Annotated in this window: 15 protein-coding genes; 7 read left to right on the top strand and 8 right to left on the bottom strand. The window is 73.0% G+C overall.

Annotated elements, in window-relative coordinates; translation table 11 throughout:
- Positions 1-70 precede the first annotated feature (70 nt).
- Positions 71-709, bottom strand: coding sequence for an HD domain-containing protein (locus tag AMYTH_RS0116205; protein ID WP_027931214.1), 639 nt, complete (start codon positions 707-709; stop codon positions 71-73).
- 104 nt (positions 710-813) lie between these two features.
- Between AMYTH_RS0116205 and AMYTH_RS0116200 the strand changes: the two genes are divergently transcribed.
- Positions 814-1,767, top strand: a complete 954-nt coding sequence (locus tag AMYTH_RS0116200) for a GlxA family transcriptional regulator (RefSeq protein WP_228684809.1) — start codon at positions 814-816, stop codon at positions 1,765-1,767.
- A gap of 242 nt (positions 1,768-2,009) precedes the next feature.
- On the opposite strand, the gene AMYTH_RS0116195 is transcribed toward AMYTH_RS0116200, so the two are convergent.
- Positions 2,010-2,579 (bottom strand): TIGR03086 family metal-binding protein, encoded by a 570-nt coding sequence (locus AMYTH_RS0116195; protein WP_027931212.1) that lies wholly within the window; start codon positions 2,577-2,579, stop codon positions 2,010-2,012.
- Between the two features lie 56 nt (positions 2,580-2,635).
- Positions 2,636-3,493 (bottom strand): MBL fold metallo-hydrolase, encoded by an 858-nt coding sequence (locus tag AMYTH_RS0116190; RefSeq protein WP_027931211.1) that lies wholly within the window; start codon positions 3,491-3,493, stop codon positions 2,636-2,638.
- 67 nt (positions 3,494-3,560) lie between these two features.
- On the opposite strand from AMYTH_RS0116190, the gene AMYTH_RS49540 reads away from it, so the two are divergent.
- Genes AMYTH_RS49540 through AMYTH_RS0116170 form a run of 4 tightly spaced genes read left to right on the top strand, consistent with a single transcriptional unit; the run spans position 3,561 to position 6,007 of the window.
- Entirely contained in the window at positions 3,561-3,701 is a 141-nt protein-coding gene (locus tag AMYTH_RS49540; RefSeq protein ID WP_167344593.1) for a hypothetical protein, read from the top strand.
- Positions 3,688-4,992 carry an amidase gene (locus AMYTH_RS0116180; RefSeq protein ID WP_027931210.1) on the top strand — a complete coding sequence of 435 codons (1,305 nt, stop codon included), beginning with the start codon at positions 3,688-3,690 and terminating at the stop codon, positions 4,990-4,992. Before AMYTH_RS49540 ends, AMYTH_RS0116180 begins: the two co-directional genes overlap by 14 nt.
- Positions 4,993-5,026: 34 nt before the next feature.
- Positions 5,027-5,449, top strand: coding sequence for a DUF5946 family protein (locus tag AMYTH_RS0116175; RefSeq protein WP_027931209.1), 423 nt, complete (start codon positions 5,027-5,029; stop codon positions 5,447-5,449).
- Positions 5,450-5,458: 9 nt separating this feature from the next.
- A complete protein-coding gene (locus tag AMYTH_RS0116170) occupies positions 5,459-6,007 on the top strand; it encodes a TetR/AcrR family transcriptional regulator (protein ID WP_027931208.1) in 549 nt (182 codons plus the stop codon).
- Between the two features lie 218 nt (positions 6,008-6,225).
- Here AMYTH_RS0116170 and bla read toward each other — a convergent pair whose 3' ends face one another.
- Positions 6,226-7,104: a class A beta-lactamase gene (gene bla, locus AMYTH_RS0116165; protein WP_037323802.1), complete on the bottom strand. Its 879-nt coding sequence runs from the start codon at positions 7,102-7,104 to the stop codon at positions 6,226-6,228.
- Between the two features lie 73 nt (positions 7,105-7,177).
- Between bla and AMYTH_RS0116160 the strand changes: the two genes are divergently transcribed.
- Positions 7,178-8,053, top strand: a complete 876-nt coding sequence (locus AMYTH_RS0116160) for a LysR family transcriptional regulator (RefSeq protein WP_037322568.1) — start codon at positions 7,178-7,180, stop codon at positions 8,051-8,053.
- Positions 8,050-8,949: a serine hydrolase gene (locus AMYTH_RS0116155; protein ID WP_027931205.1), complete on the top strand. Its 900-nt coding sequence runs from the start codon at positions 8,050-8,052 to the stop codon at positions 8,947-8,949. Before AMYTH_RS0116160 ends, AMYTH_RS0116155 begins: the two co-directional genes overlap by 4 nt.
- Here AMYTH_RS0116155 and AMYTH_RS0116150 read toward each other — a convergent pair.
- From AMYTH_RS0116150 to AMYTH_RS0116135, 4 genes are all read right to left on the bottom strand, one after another.
- Positions 8,946-9,287 (bottom strand): DUF1330 domain-containing protein, encoded by a 342-nt coding sequence (locus AMYTH_RS0116150; protein WP_027931204.1) that lies wholly within the window; start codon positions 9,285-9,287, stop codon positions 8,946-8,948. The genes AMYTH_RS0116155 and AMYTH_RS0116150 overlap by 4 nt on opposite strands.
- A gap of 487 nt (positions 9,288-9,774) precedes the next feature.
- Positions 9,775-10,752 carry a TAXI family TRAP transporter solute-binding subunit gene (locus AMYTH_RS0116145; protein ID WP_027931203.1) on the bottom strand — a complete coding sequence of 326 codons (978 nt, stop codon included), beginning with the start codon at positions 10,750-10,752 and terminating at the stop codon, positions 9,775-9,777.
- Complete coding sequence (locus tag AMYTH_RS45025) at positions 10,649-12,718, bottom strand: TRAP transporter permease (RefSeq protein ID WP_037322567.1); 2,070 nt, start codon at positions 12,716-12,718, stop codon at positions 10,649-10,651. Before AMYTH_RS45025 ends, AMYTH_RS0116145 begins: the two co-directional genes overlap by 104 nt.
- Before the next feature lie 26 nt (positions 12,719-12,744).
- Positions 12,745-13,458, bottom strand: coding sequence for a GbsR/MarR family transcriptional regulator (locus AMYTH_RS0116135; RefSeq protein ID WP_027931202.1), 714 nt, complete (start codon positions 13,456-13,458; stop codon positions 12,745-12,747).
- Between the last annotated feature and the right edge of the window lie 73 nt (positions 13,459-13,531).

Below are 13,531 nucleotides of genomic sequence, written 5' to 3'. Positions count from 1 at the left end.
CGCCGCCCGGCGGTCCAACAAACGACACGCGTCGCCGGACCACCGGTGGTTGTGGGAGGAGGTCACCGGCTCATTCCGGCCAGCCGTTGCCGAGGATCACCTCCACGAAGTCGATGTGCCGGAAGGCGGGGTCGACGTGTTCGAGGACGTCGGCGTTGACGGTGCCGAAGGTGGAGTCCGGGCGGTGCCGGAAGCCGTCGGCGAAGGCCTGGATGATGCGGCGCTTGAAGTCCGGGCGCGGGTGTGCGGCGACGACGGCCGCGAGGTCGGACTCGGCCAGCTTCTCGCGGCCGATGCCGAGCACGTCGGTCTCGACCCCGGCGGTGACGAGGGCGACCTCGGGTTCCAGCCGCCACGGCACCTCAGGGGTGGTGTGCAGGGCGATGCCCTCCCACACCTTCCGCACGGACTCTTCGGGCACGCCGTGGGATTCGAGGAAGCGGCGGGCCTCGTCGGCGCCGTCGAGTTCGAACCGCTGCGTCGTGCCCCGGTGCTTCTCGGTGAGGCCGAGGTCGTGGAACATCGCGCCGACGTAGAGCAGTTCCGGGTCGGCGGTCAGGCCGAGGCGGCGGCCCTGCAGCGAGCCGAACAGGAACACCCGGCGGGAGTGGTGGAACAGCAGGTCGTCGGTCGCGTCGCGGACCAGTTCGGTGGCTTCGGCGGCGAGGGCGGAGTCGGGGATGGTGATGCCGGCGATCACGGTGGTCATCGGTGGTGTCCTTTCTGGTCGCTTCGAGCGTCGCAGCGGCGGGGCGGCCGGCGCTCCTCGATTCGCGACGTACTCTCCACAGATCGGGACGTGTGGAGGTGCGCGTGCGGCGGCTGGCGCTACTGGTGTTCGACGAGGTGAAGCTGCTCGACGTGGCCGGGCCGAGCGAGGTGTTCGCCGAGGCCAACCGGTTCGGCGCGGACTACCGGCTGGTGCTGTGTTCGGTCGGCGGGCGGGACGTGTCGTCGTCGACCGGCATGCGGATCCCGGTCGACGCCGACGTGGCGGACACCGGCCCGCTGGACACGGCTCTGGTGATGGGCGGCGACGTGTTCCCCGCGCACGCCGTCCCGCCGGAGCTGGCCGAGGCGGCGCGGACGATCGCGGGGCGGGCGAAGCGGGTCGCGTCGATCTGCACGGGATCGTTCGTGCTCGCCGCGGCGGGACTGCTGGACGGCCGCCGGGCCACGACGCACTGGCAGCACGCCGCCACGCTGGCCCGCGCGCACCCGGCGATCCAGGTCGAGCCGGACGCGATCTTCGTCGAGGACGGGCCGGTGTTCACCTCGGCCGGGGTCACGGCAGGCATCGACCTGGCGCTGGCGCTGGTGGAGCGCGACCACGGGCCCGAGCTGGCCCGCCGCGTCGCGCGGTCGCTGGTGGTGTTCCTGCAGCGGCCCGGCGGGCAGTCCCAGTTCTCGCCGTCGCTGCGCGGCCCCGCCCCGAAAACCCCGCCGCTGCGCGCGGTGTGCGACGCGGTCGCGGCGGACCCGGCAGGGGACCACTCGCTGCCGAAGCTGGCCGCCCGCGCGGGCCTGAGCACCCGCCACCTGACGCGGCTCTTCCAGGAGGAACTGGGCACCACACCGGCCAAGTACGTGGAACTGATCCGCTTCGACGCGGCGAAGTCCCTGCTGGACGCGGGTCATCCGGTGACCGCCACGGCCTACGCGAGCGGCTTCGGCAGCGCGGAGTCCCTGCGGCGCGTGTTCTTGCAGCACACGGGCGTCTCGCCGAGGGCCTACCAGCAACGGTTCCAGACGAGCCGCCGCAGCTGAGGCGGTGGTTCACGGACGACTGGGCCGGGCGCCCCGCGGCTACTGAGCCGAAGCGCGGCAGCTTCCGGCCCACCGGACGGCCGACCCACCAGGCCTTGACACCTCAGGTTCCAGCCGTTGGCGAGGTGCGCCGCCGCGGGGGTGGTCCGGGGCTTCGGCGGGCCGGACCACCCGCCGCCCGGCCCGCGGCCGCGCGCCGAAGCGGCGCCGGCCCGCCCGGCGCGTCCGCTGTCAGGCTCCCGTCACACGCGGCGTCCCACGAACGCCAGCATCCGCGTCTGCTCATCGGCGTCCGGCGGTGGCGTCACCTCCGGGCCGAAGAACCCCGGCCGCCGCACGACGTGCTGCCGCGCCCAGTCCGCCGCCAGCGCCACCAGGTCCGCGTCCAGCCGGAGGTCCATCCCCAACGCGTGCCCGATGTCCCAGCTGTGCACCACCGTGTCGGTGATCATCAGCGGCACCACCGCGGCCAGCGGCACCTCGCCGATTCCCGTGATCGTCGTGGTCCTGGCCAGCGCCTCCCCGGTGAGCGCGGGCACCGACGCCGCCCGCGCCTTGCGCCACGTCTCCACCGGGTCGTCGCCGGTCCACGTGCCCGGCCGAGGCGATCCGGGCGCGCCCGACCGGTCCGGGTCCGGCTCGCCCGCCGCCCACGCCCGCAGCTGCCACTGCCCCCAGATCAAGTGCCCGGCCACGTCCCGCACGGTCCACTCCGCGCACATCGACGGCACGTCCCACCGGTCGTCCGGCACCGCCGCCAGCACCGCGTCCAGCCCGTCCTGCGCCCGCCGGTACTGCTCCATCAGTTCCATCGCCGACTCCTTTCCTCGGTTGACCCGAGGACGAACGGCGACGGCCGAACTCGACATCACGCCGGACGGAATTCCAGCCCGCCGCTCGCGGTCACGACGCGGCCACCGGTCGGCGGCGGGAAGTGCGTGCCCAGCAGCAGAGTTCCACTGTCGGCCAGCGACGCCAGCAGCGACCGGCGGGTCGATTCGGCGAGCGCCGGATCGATGTCGACGCAGCTGGTGATCCCCGGGTGGGCCAGCTGGACCGGGTGGTGCACGCAGTCACCGCTGATCACCGCGCTGCTGTTCCCGCTGGTCAACCGCACGGCGACGTGCCCGGGCGTGTGGCCGGGCGTGGGAACCAGCCGCACCCCGGGCGCGACCTCGACGCCGCCGTCGGGCACGTCGACCAGGTCGAGCAGCCCCGCGTCCGCCACCGGCTCGACCGAGTCGCGGAACATCTGCCGCCGCGGCTCGTCCATGTCGTAGCCAGACCAGAAGTCCCGTTCGGCGCGCGAAGTCAGGTAGCGGGCCCGCGGGAAGGTCGGCACCCACTCGCCCTCCACCAGCCGCGTGTTCCAGCCGACGTGGTCGGTGTGCAGGTGCGTGAGCACCACCAGGTCGACCGACTCCGGCGCGAACCCCGCCGCCGTGAGCCGGTCCAGGTAGCCGGTCCGCAGGTCGTGCCACGCCGGGTTGGCGCGCTGCTTGCCGTTGCCGATGCCCGTGTCGACCAGGATCCGCAGACCGCCTGCCGTGACCGCGAAGCTGTGGCTGGCCAGGCGCAGCACGTCGCCGTCGGCGAAGTCCGGCCGCAGCCAGTCGTGCCGGTTCACGACGTCCGCCGTCGCGCCGGGCAGCAGCCAGGGTCCGGTCTCGGGCGGCAGCAGCACCTCGTCGACCCGCTGCACGGTGATGTCACCCACGACCCACATGGCACCTCCTAAACGCAATGTGTTTGCGTTAAGGTTAACGCAAACACTTAGCTTTAGAAGGAGAGCCATGTCATCCGAAGACCGGCCTGAGGTGGTGGCCACCGCCGACCACATCGACACCGTGGTCGCCGTCCTGCGCGAGCTCGACCTCGGCGAGACCGCACCGGCCGCGGTCTACCAGGCGGGAGGGTCCGATGCGGCCCGCTGACCTGACCCTGGCCGCCGCGGCGGCGGCCGTGCGGAACCGCGAACTGTCCCCGATCGAACTGGTCGACGACGTGCTGACCCGCATCGAGGAGGCCGACGCCCGCCTCGGCGCGTACGTCGCCGTCACCGCCGACCGCGCCCGGGACGCCGCCCGCGAGGCCGAGCGCGAGATCGCGGCGGGCGGGGTGCGCGGGCCGCTGCACGGGATCCCGATGGGGCTCAAGGACCTGATCGACGTCGCCGGGCTGCCGACCACCGCGAGTTCCCGCGTGCGCGCCGGGCATCGGGCCGGGTCGGACAGCGCGGTCGCGGCGCGGCTGGCGGGGGCCGGCGCGATCCTGGTCGGCAAGACCCACACGCACGAGTTCGCCTACGGCTTGATCACGCCGCAGACGGTCAACGCCCGCGACGGCGGGCGGATCGCAGGCGGGTCGAGCGGCGGGTCCGCGGTGGCGGTCGCGGCCGGGATGGCGACCTTCTCGCTGGGCACCGACACCGGCGGCTCGATCCGGGTGCCCGCGGCGCTGAACGGGGTCGTCGGTCTCAAACCGAGCTACGACCTGGTGCCGCGGGAGGGGGTGGTGCCGCTGTCCTGGTCGCTGGACCACGTCGGGCCGATCACGCGCACCGCCGAGGACGCCGCGCTGGTGATGGGCGTCCTGTGTGGAGTGTCTGCGGTGGAGCCGTCCGGGTTGCGGGTCGGCGTGCCGGGGAACTACTACTTCGACCGCGTCGACCCCGAGGTCGAAACAGCGGTGCGGTCCGCGATCCGCAGGCTGGAGGCGCTCGGGGCGCGGCTGGTGGACGTCGAAATCCCCATGGCGCGGTACGTCCAGGGTGTCCAATGGGGACTGATGGTGCCGGAAGCAAGCGCTTACCACGAGCCGACCGTGCAGGCCGTGTCCGAGCTCTACGCCGCGGACGTGCGGGTGCTGCTCGAAGCCGGGCGGCGGATGTCCGCTGTGGACTACCTGCGGGCCCAACGGGCGCGGACGCTGATGCGGCGCGAGTGGTCGCGTCTGATGGAGACGGTCGACGTGATCGCCGCCCCGGCTGTGCCGGTCACCGCGGTGCCGGTGGGGCAGGAGAGTGTGACGTGGCCGGACGGGACGACGGAGAGCGTCGCGGACGCGTACGTGCGGCTTTCGGCGCCCGCCAACATCACCGGGCTGCCGTCGCTGACCGTGCCCGTCGGGGAGGACCGGGCGGGGCTGCCGATCGGGATGCAGCTGATCGGCCGCGCCGGGGGCGACGGCGTGGTGCTGGGGCTGGGCAGGGCGTTCGAGAGTTGACCCTCCAGTCGGTGGAGAGCCTAGGTTCCGGCACATGGCTTGTGCGGAGTGTGGTGGGGCCGGTCCCTGCGAGGAGCTGTTCCACGTCGTGCTGGCGCTGGACCACTCGCGGCGGGAGCCGTGGGGGCCGTTGCACGGGGTGACCGTGGCGTGCTTCCTGCTGCAGCACCCGAGCCGTGTGCCGGAGCGGGACCGGGGCCGGAACTGGGCGATCGTGCGCGCCTTCGTGGACGGTGGCCGCCCGGCGGTGGCCGGTCTCACCGCGGCGGTCCGCCGGGCCAACTCGCACCGGGCCCGCGGCGCGCTCCCGGAGTTCGATGCGCCGCGGGGTGGTGCGGGGTCGTTCGAGGTCACGATCGCCGACGTCGCGCAGGACGGGACGTTTCCGGCGGTGGGGTTCGAGGAGCGGGTCCGGGCCTGGGTGCGGGCCACGCTTGACGCACATTCGTTGCGTTAAGCTGGAGGCGTGAGCCGCAAGCCGATGGTGCGCCCCGGCGGCCGCAGCGCGCGGGTGCAGGAGTCCGTGCACGCCGCGGTTCGCGCGCTGGAGGCCGAAGCCGGACGGGAGGCGCTGACGGTGCCACTGATCGCCGCGCGGGCCGGCGTGACGCCGTCGACGATCTACCGCCGCTGGGGCGACCTGCACGAGCTGCTGTCGGACGTCGCGGTGGAACGCCTCCGGCCCGACTCGCCGCCGGAGGACCACGGCTCGCTGGGGGCCGATCTCGCCGCGTGGGCCGAGCAGTTCCTGGAGGAGATGTCCGCGCAGCCCGGACGCGCCTATATCCGCGACGCGCTGCTCGGTGACGACACCAACGCCGGCCGGTGCTCGGCGTATGCCGCGGAACAGATCTCGGTGATCCTGGCGCGAGCGGCCCAGCGGGGCGAGGCGGCGCCGGAGGCGGAGACGGTGCTGGACCACGTGGTGGCGCCGATGATGTACCGGATCCTGTTCCGCCCGGACGGCCTGTCGCCCACCTACGCGCGACGGCTGGTGGAGGAGTTGCTGGGCTGAGGTGTTGCCGGGTGGCTGGCCCGGCCGTGCGGGCGTGACTGGCCCAACCGCGCCGCCAACCGCTGAGTCGGAGCGGCGGCCCGGTTGATCGTCACTTGACGACCACCCAAGCAGGAGCGGTAACCCGGATGTTCGGCGCGTGTGGACCGCTGGCTTGCTGGGTTGGGCCAGCCGTGCGCGCACGACTGGCCCAGCCACGATCACGACAAGAAACGCATCTACCGCAGCGCTTCCACCACCCGTGAGGTCGCCTCGGCGAGCAGTTTGTTGTCGTATGAAGCGTCGGCGGTCGTCCGGCTCGACATCAGCGCCAGCACGATCGGCGCGCGCCCGGGAGGCCAGATCACCCCGATGTCGTTGCGGGTTCCGTAGTCGCCGGTGCCCGTCTTGTCCGCCACCGGCCACTCGGACGGCACGCCGCCGCGGATGAGCTCCGTCCCGGTCTTGTTGCGGCGCATGATCCCCACCAACAGATCCCGCTTGTCGGCAGGCAACGCATCGCCCAGGAGGAACGCCCGCAGGCTGCCCGCCATCGCCCGCGGCGTGCTCGTGTCCCGGACGTCGCCGGGGATGGCGGAGTTCAGCTCGACCTCGAGCCGGTCCGGGTGGGTCGTCGTGTCGCCGATCTCGCGCAGCACGGCCGCCAGCCCTGCCGGGCCGCCCACCTCGGCGAACAGCAGGTTCGCCGCCGTGTTGTCGCTCTGCAGCAGCGCCGCTTCGGCCGCCTCGCGCACCGTCACGCTGCGCCGGTCCTTCGTGACCGGCGAGTTCGGCTGGATGTCCGCGTCGGTGTAGGTCACCACCTTGTCCAGGTCGACGTTCCGCCGCAGCACCGCGCCGGCCAGCAGCGACTTGATCGCCGACGCGTAGTTGAACCGCTCGTCGGCCCGGTGCGCGATCTCCCGTCCGGTCCCGGTGTCGATCGCGTACACCCCCAGCCGCGCGTCGAACCGCGCTTCCAGATCGGCGAAGTCCACCTGCGGCGCCGGCGCGACCGTCGAAACGGCGGGCGGAGGTGGGGGAGGTTCCGCGGCGCACGCCCCGACCAGCCCGAACACGAGCAGGACCACCACAGCGCGAAGAGTTCGAACAAGCATGGCGCCAGCCTCCCGCGCCCGATCGATGCCGTCGAAGACGAAAAAGACAGTTTCCATGCGGATCCGGCATAAGATGCGCGGCGTGGATCTCGTCGGCGCCTGCCGGGCCTTCGTCAGCGTCAGCGAGCGCGGCAGCTTCACCCTCGGCGCGGCCGCGGCCGGCATCCCCCAGCCGGTCGCCAGCCGCCGCATCGCCGCGCTCGAACAGCACCTCGGCGACCGGCTCTTCGACCGCTCGACCCGGCGCGCGGTGCTGACGCCGTTCGGCCGCGACGTGCTCCCCGCGGCCGCCCGGCTGGTCCGCCTCGCCGACGCCTTCGAACACGACGCCCGCCGCGCGCGCCGCCGCCCGTTGCGCCTCGCCGTGCCGGACTGGTGCTCCGCCCGCGACCTCGCCCACCTCGACGCCGAAGCCCGCGACCACGACCTCGTCCTCGACTTCCGCCCCGCGCCGCCCGCCGAACGCGCCGGCCTCGTCCGCACCCAGGAGGTCCGCGCGGCCCTCACCGCGGTCCCGGAGGACGAAGCCCGCTGGCGGGTGCCGCTCGGCGTCGCCGCCGCAGTGCCGCCCGCCGCGCACACCGTCTACCTGGAAACCCTGCGCGTCGGCCGCGGCGACGACGGCCCGGCGCGGCGCGTGTGGCTGCAACCCGAGGACGACGTGCCGCACATCCGCGACCGGCTCACCCACCTGCGCGACGCCCTCGGTCTGCGACCCTCACAGGTCGTCACCGCGGAATCGCTGGTCACCGCGGTCGCCGACGTGCTCGGCACCGCCGACCTCCTGCTCTGTTCGGAGGCGCAGGCCGCCGAGCTGGACCTGCACTGGCGGCCGCTCGGCGAGGTGCGCCTGGTCCGCGGCTACGCCCTGGCCGCGACGTACAGTGACGACAGCGAGCGCCTGCGGCCGCTGTCGCGGTCGATCGGCCGATGCCTGGGGGAGACGTGAACACCGAAGCGCTGCTGCGCGAGCTGCGGGACCAGCTCGACGACGCCGGCCTGCGCGGCTCGTTCCTGGTGCGGGACCTGCGCAGCGGCGAGGAGATCGCGATCGAGCCGGACGCGCAGTGGCCGTCCGCGTCGCTGGTCAAGGTGCCGCTCGCGGTCGCCACGCTGGAACGGATCCGGCTCGGCGAACTCGACGGCGCCACGCAGCTGGACATCGAACCCGGCCGCATCACCACCCCCGGCCCGACCGGGCTGAGCCGGTTCCGCCACCCGGCGCGCGTCGCCGTCGACGATCTGCTGTACCTCAGCACGGCGATCAGCGACGGTGTCGCGGCCGACGCGTTGTTCGGCCTCACCCCGCCGCCGGAGGTCGCCCGGATCCTCAAGGGGTTCGGCATCGAGGGCATCACCGTCCGGCACCCGGTGCAGGAGCTGGCGGACACGCCCGCGGAACGCTTCGAGCGCGGCGAGGTGCACCTGGCGTACGCGCTGGCCGTGGACGCGGGCACCGCCGGGCGCGGGCACCGCATCCCACAGCTCGACGTGACGCGCGCGAGTTCCGGTTCGGCGCGGGCGTTCGCGGACCTGCTGCAGGCGCTGTGGACGCCGTCGGCGATCCCCGCCGAGGTCGCCGCCCGGGTGCGGGAACTCATGCGGCACAACGTGGTCCGGCACCGGCTCGCGCCGGACTTCGTCTCCGACGCGTCGATCTGGTCGTCCAAGACCGGCACCTTGTTGACGCTGCGGCACGAGATCGGGGTGGTCGAGCACGCCGACGGGCAGGCGTTCGCGGTGGTGGCACTGACCGAGTCGCGCGTGGCGGCGGCGCAGCAGCCCGGCGCGGAGGCCGTGATGGCGCGGGTCGCCCGCCGGCTGCGGGACCACCTGCGGCTCTAGGCCATCGCGGCGCGCATCGCCTCGCCCATCGCCGCGGAGTCGTGGCCGGGCTCGACGCCGTCGACGATCACGACGCTGCCCGCGATGTGGTTCGCGCGCAACGGCAGGATCTCCTGGTAGGCGGGGGAGTCGTACCAGGCGCGGGCGTCGGCGGCGGTGGGGAAGCCGATCATCACCAGGTGGCCGGGCCAGTCGCCCTCGTGGACCTCGACGGGCGCGCCGTGGACGAGGAACCGGCCGCCGAAGGGATCCAGCGTGGACTGGATGCGCTCCAGGTATTCGGCGACGTCGGGGTGCGGCTCGGCAGGCATCAGGTGGGCGATGACGTAGGCGGTCATGGGGTCCGTCCTTTCCGGAGGCTGGTGACCCCATCCTGTGGCCGTCGGCGCGGGGCGTCGATTACCCGGGAGGTAATGCCGGGGCGGAGGTCGCGGGTAACGGCGCCTCCCGGGCTGGGGCCATGGCCTGGGAGGCGGCCGGCCCGCGCGGGTGGCGGCCGGAACCGGGCCGCTGGCGCGGCCGGGGTTGCGGCGAGGCGCCCGGTCCGAGCGGGTGGCGGACTGGTTCGGGCGAGGTTCCGGCGGAGGGCAGCCTGGTTCCGGGGAGAGTGGCGACCCGGCTCCTGCCGGAGCCACCGCGCGCCCCGGCTTTGCTCGCTGCGTGGGCCACCGATCCGGGCTTCCTCCGGAAGCCAACGTGCCCTTGAAGGTCACGGGCGGAACCCGGCTTTGGCCGCCGCATCAGTCGCGCGCGGGCTGCCTCCGGAGCCCACCGCCCCCGAAGGTCACCTGCACGGCCCGGCCTCCTCCGAACCGCCACCCCCGCTCACGGAGTCGCCAGCGCCTGCTGCGATCCGGGGTGCATCGGCACCGGCTCGGTGCGCGTGGCGTTCTCCCGCGTGATCTCCTTCGCCGCCGGGTGCACGCTCTCCAGCTCGGGCTTCTTGTCGAAGATCAGCTTGGTGATGGCGCACGCGTCGCCCGCCGGGAAGTCCTCCCGCACCAGCAGCAGGTTCGGCACCACGATCGTCGGCACGTCCGCGGGCTGCCCGTACGTCGCCGCGGGGATCGTGCCCGTGTCGTACACCGGGTTGATCTGCTTCAGCGCCGCCAGCTGCGGGGTGATGTCGATGAACTTCACCTGCCCCTTCATCGTCGTCGTGATGTCGGTGATCTGCGCCGTCGGCAGGCCACCGGACCACACCAGCCCGTCGATCGTGCCCGACTTGATGCCGTCCGCGGTCTTCGCCAGGTCCAGCCGCTGCGCCTGCAGGTCGGTGTCCGGGTTGAGCCCCGCCGCCTGCAGCAGCCGGTTCGCGATCACCTCGGTGCCGGACTTCGGCGAACCCGTCGAGATCCGCTTGCCGCGCATGTCGGCGATGCTGTTGATCCCGGAGTCGGTGCGCACCAGAACCTGCGTCGAGTTCGGGTAGATCCGGGTCAGCGCCTGCACCTTCTGCGGCTTGCCGTCGAAACTCCCCTTGCCCTGCACCGCGTCCGCCGCGGTGTCGGCCAGCGAGAATGCGATGTCGTAGGTGCCGTCGACCAGCTGCTGGATGTTCTGCACCGACGCGCCGGTCTCCGCCGCGGTCGCCTTCAGCCCGGTGTTGTTGCTGATCAGCTGCGCGAGCCCGCCGCCGAGCACGTAGTACACGCCGCCGCTGTTGCCGGTGGCGATGGTGAGCCTGCCGCTGCCTGCCTCACACCCCTGGCTCCCGCCCGCCGCCTGCTGGTTCGGTTGCTTCCCGCCGCAGCCCGGCGCGACCAGGGCCACCGTCACCAGCACCGTCAGCAGTCGTTTCATGCCGCCTCCTTCTGATCACGAGGTGCGCGGCCGTCGCGACCACGCCGAAGGCCAGGCCCGCCACGATCGGCCCCGGCTCCAGGTAGAGCAGGCACACCGCGGCGGGCACGAAGAGCACGCGGACCGCCGGGTGGACCGGCCCGAACAGCCACCCGCCGGTCACGACGCCGAGCGCGGCGACGGCGAGCGCGGACACCGCCAGCACCCACACCACCGTCACCGCCCCGGACTGGAGCAGCAGCGCCGCCCCGTTGTCGGTGAGCACGAACGCGATCGGCACCAGGAACGCCGGCAGCGTGTACTTCCAGCACTGCCACATGGTCTTCATGACCCGGCCACCGGTGATCGCCGCCGCCGCGACCGCCGCCAGCGCCGTCGGCGGCGTGACCTCCGACAGCACCGCGTAGTAGAAGATGAACATGGCGCGCTCGGCCGGCGCCACGCCCAGCGTCTCCAGCGCCGGCGCGATCACCACCCACGCGATGATGAACGACGCCGTCACCGGCACCGCCAGCCCGAGCACCCCCACCGCGACCGCGGACAGCAGCACCGTCAGCACCAGCACGACCGTGGCGTTGTCGGTGACCGCCTGTGCCACGTCGACCAGCGCGTCGGCGAGTTCCAGGCCCAGCCCGGTCTTCGTGATCGTGGACGTGATCACCCCGGCCGCCGCGCAAACCGCGATCACCGGCAGCGCGCTCCGCACACCCCGCGACAGCGCGCCCACCATGTCCACCGCCCAGCCGCGCACGTCCCGCCGCCGCGCGATCAACGCGAACAGGGCCGCCACCCCGGTCGCGTACACCACGGCCGCGAACGGCGGGATGTCCAGCGCCAGGAACACCACGATGATCGCCAGCGACAGGAAGTGGTAGCCACCGCGCAACAGCAGCCGCCACGGGTCGCCGCGCTCGACGTCCACCGGCTTCGCCTGGAAGCGGCGCGCGTCGGCCTCCATCGCGAACACGATGCCCAGGTAGTACAGCAACGTCGGCACCGACGCCCAGATCAGCACGGTCAGGTAGGAGGTCTGCAGGTACTCGGCGATGATGAACGCGGCCGCGCCCAGCGTCGGCGGCGACAGGATCGCGCCGATGCCCGACGCGGCGAGCAGGCCGCCGGCGTGCTCCCGCGGGTAGCCGGCCCGTTTGAGGATCGGCCAGGTGATCGAGCCGAGGCTGACCGCGGTGGCGGTGCCCGAGCCGGACACGGTGCCCAGCAGGAACCCGGACAGCACCGTCGTGCGGCCCGGCGCCGTGCGGGACCGGCGGAACGCGGCGAAGGAGATGTCGACGAAGAAGCGCCCCGCGCCGGAGGCCTCCAGCACCGCGCCGTAGATCGTGAACAGCACGATGTAGCTGGCGGCCACGTCCAGCGGGGTGCCGAAGAAGCCGCTGGCGTCGTTGTAGAGGGCGTTGATGATCTGGCTGAAGTCCACGCCGGCGTGCGCGATGCCCCAGTCCGGCGGCAGGTAGCCGCCGTAGTAGGCGTAGGCGAGGAAGAGCAGGCAGACCACCGGCAGCACCCAGCCCGTGGTCCGGCGGGTCGCCTCCAGGATGAGCAGGAGCAGCACCGCGCCCGCGACGATGTCGAGGGTGGACAGCTGCCCCTGCCGGTCGAGGAAGTCGTCGTAGCCGGACAGCACCGGGTACAGGCCCACGACCAGCGCCACCACGGCCAGCGCCCAGTCCAGCAGCCACGGGTTGTCCGGGGAGCGCCGCGACCGCGCCAGCGGCCGGTAGCAGAGGAACACCAGCGGCAGGGTGCAGCCGAGGAAGATCACCAGGTAGAACTGGTTTCCCTTGCTGTAGGGGAAGAAGACCTGCTTCAGCACGAGCAGGGCGACCGCGAGCGCGGCCAGGTACACCAGCAGGTCGGGCCCCCGCGACAACCGCCGCGCTGGCCGCTCTTCGTCGTGCTCGGCGACGATGTCGCTGACCTCGTCGCCCCTCACGGGCTTGGTCATCACCGCTCCTTTGCGATGATCACACCTTAGGGCGCACTCCGGTCATACGGAAGGTTTCGCCAGTGCTCGGCCGCCTGCGCCATGTCGCGGCGCAGGTGCTCGAAGAACCGGCCGGTGTCACGCAGCCGGGCGCCGGCGGGGGTGTCGCCGAACAGCTCGGCGCCCTGCCGCGCGCAGTCCGCCCACAGCGTCATCGACCGGACGCTGACCAGCCACGCCTGGTACCAGACGTGCTCGTCGATGACGTACCGCTCGCGGCGGCCGTCGCGTTCGCGCCGCGCCAGGCCGCGCTCCTCGAGCCAGCGGACCGCCTTGGAGACCGAGGCGGGGCTGACCCGCAGCCCGGCGGTGAGCTCGGCCGCGGTGAGGCTGCCGGTGTCGCACGTGAACAGTCGGACGAGGACCTTCGCCATCATCGGCGGCACACCGGTCTGGACCATCATCGCGGCGAAGTCCTGCTCGAACCGCCGCGGATCGCCCCCGCTCGCCGCGGGCGGTTCCGGGGCGGGGACCGGCCGGCGGCGCTGGGCGCGCCAGGCGGTGGCCTGCTGGGCGCGGTCGGCGCGATAGCCGTGGGCGCCGCCGTTGCGGGCGACCTCGCGGATGATCGTCGACTTGGACCGCCTCAGCCTGCGGCCGATCTCGGCGTAGCTCAGCCCCATCGTCAGCCCGGCGGCGATGCGCCGGCGTTCGCCGAACGTCAGCCGGGTCCGGGCCGGTGCATTCGGCTCCACGCTCATTGCACCGATACTAGCTCACCGACCTGGGAGTTCCTTGTCGCGCGGTTGCTCCGGGGGCACTGGTGTTCCTAGC

The organism is Amycolatopsis thermoflava N1165, from assembly GCF_000473265.1.
GTDB lineage: Bacteria > Actinomycetota > Actinomycetes > Mycobacteriales > Pseudonocardiaceae > Amycolatopsis_E > Amycolatopsis_E thermoflava.
This window is presented reverse-complemented; position numbering and strand designations above follow the sequence as displayed.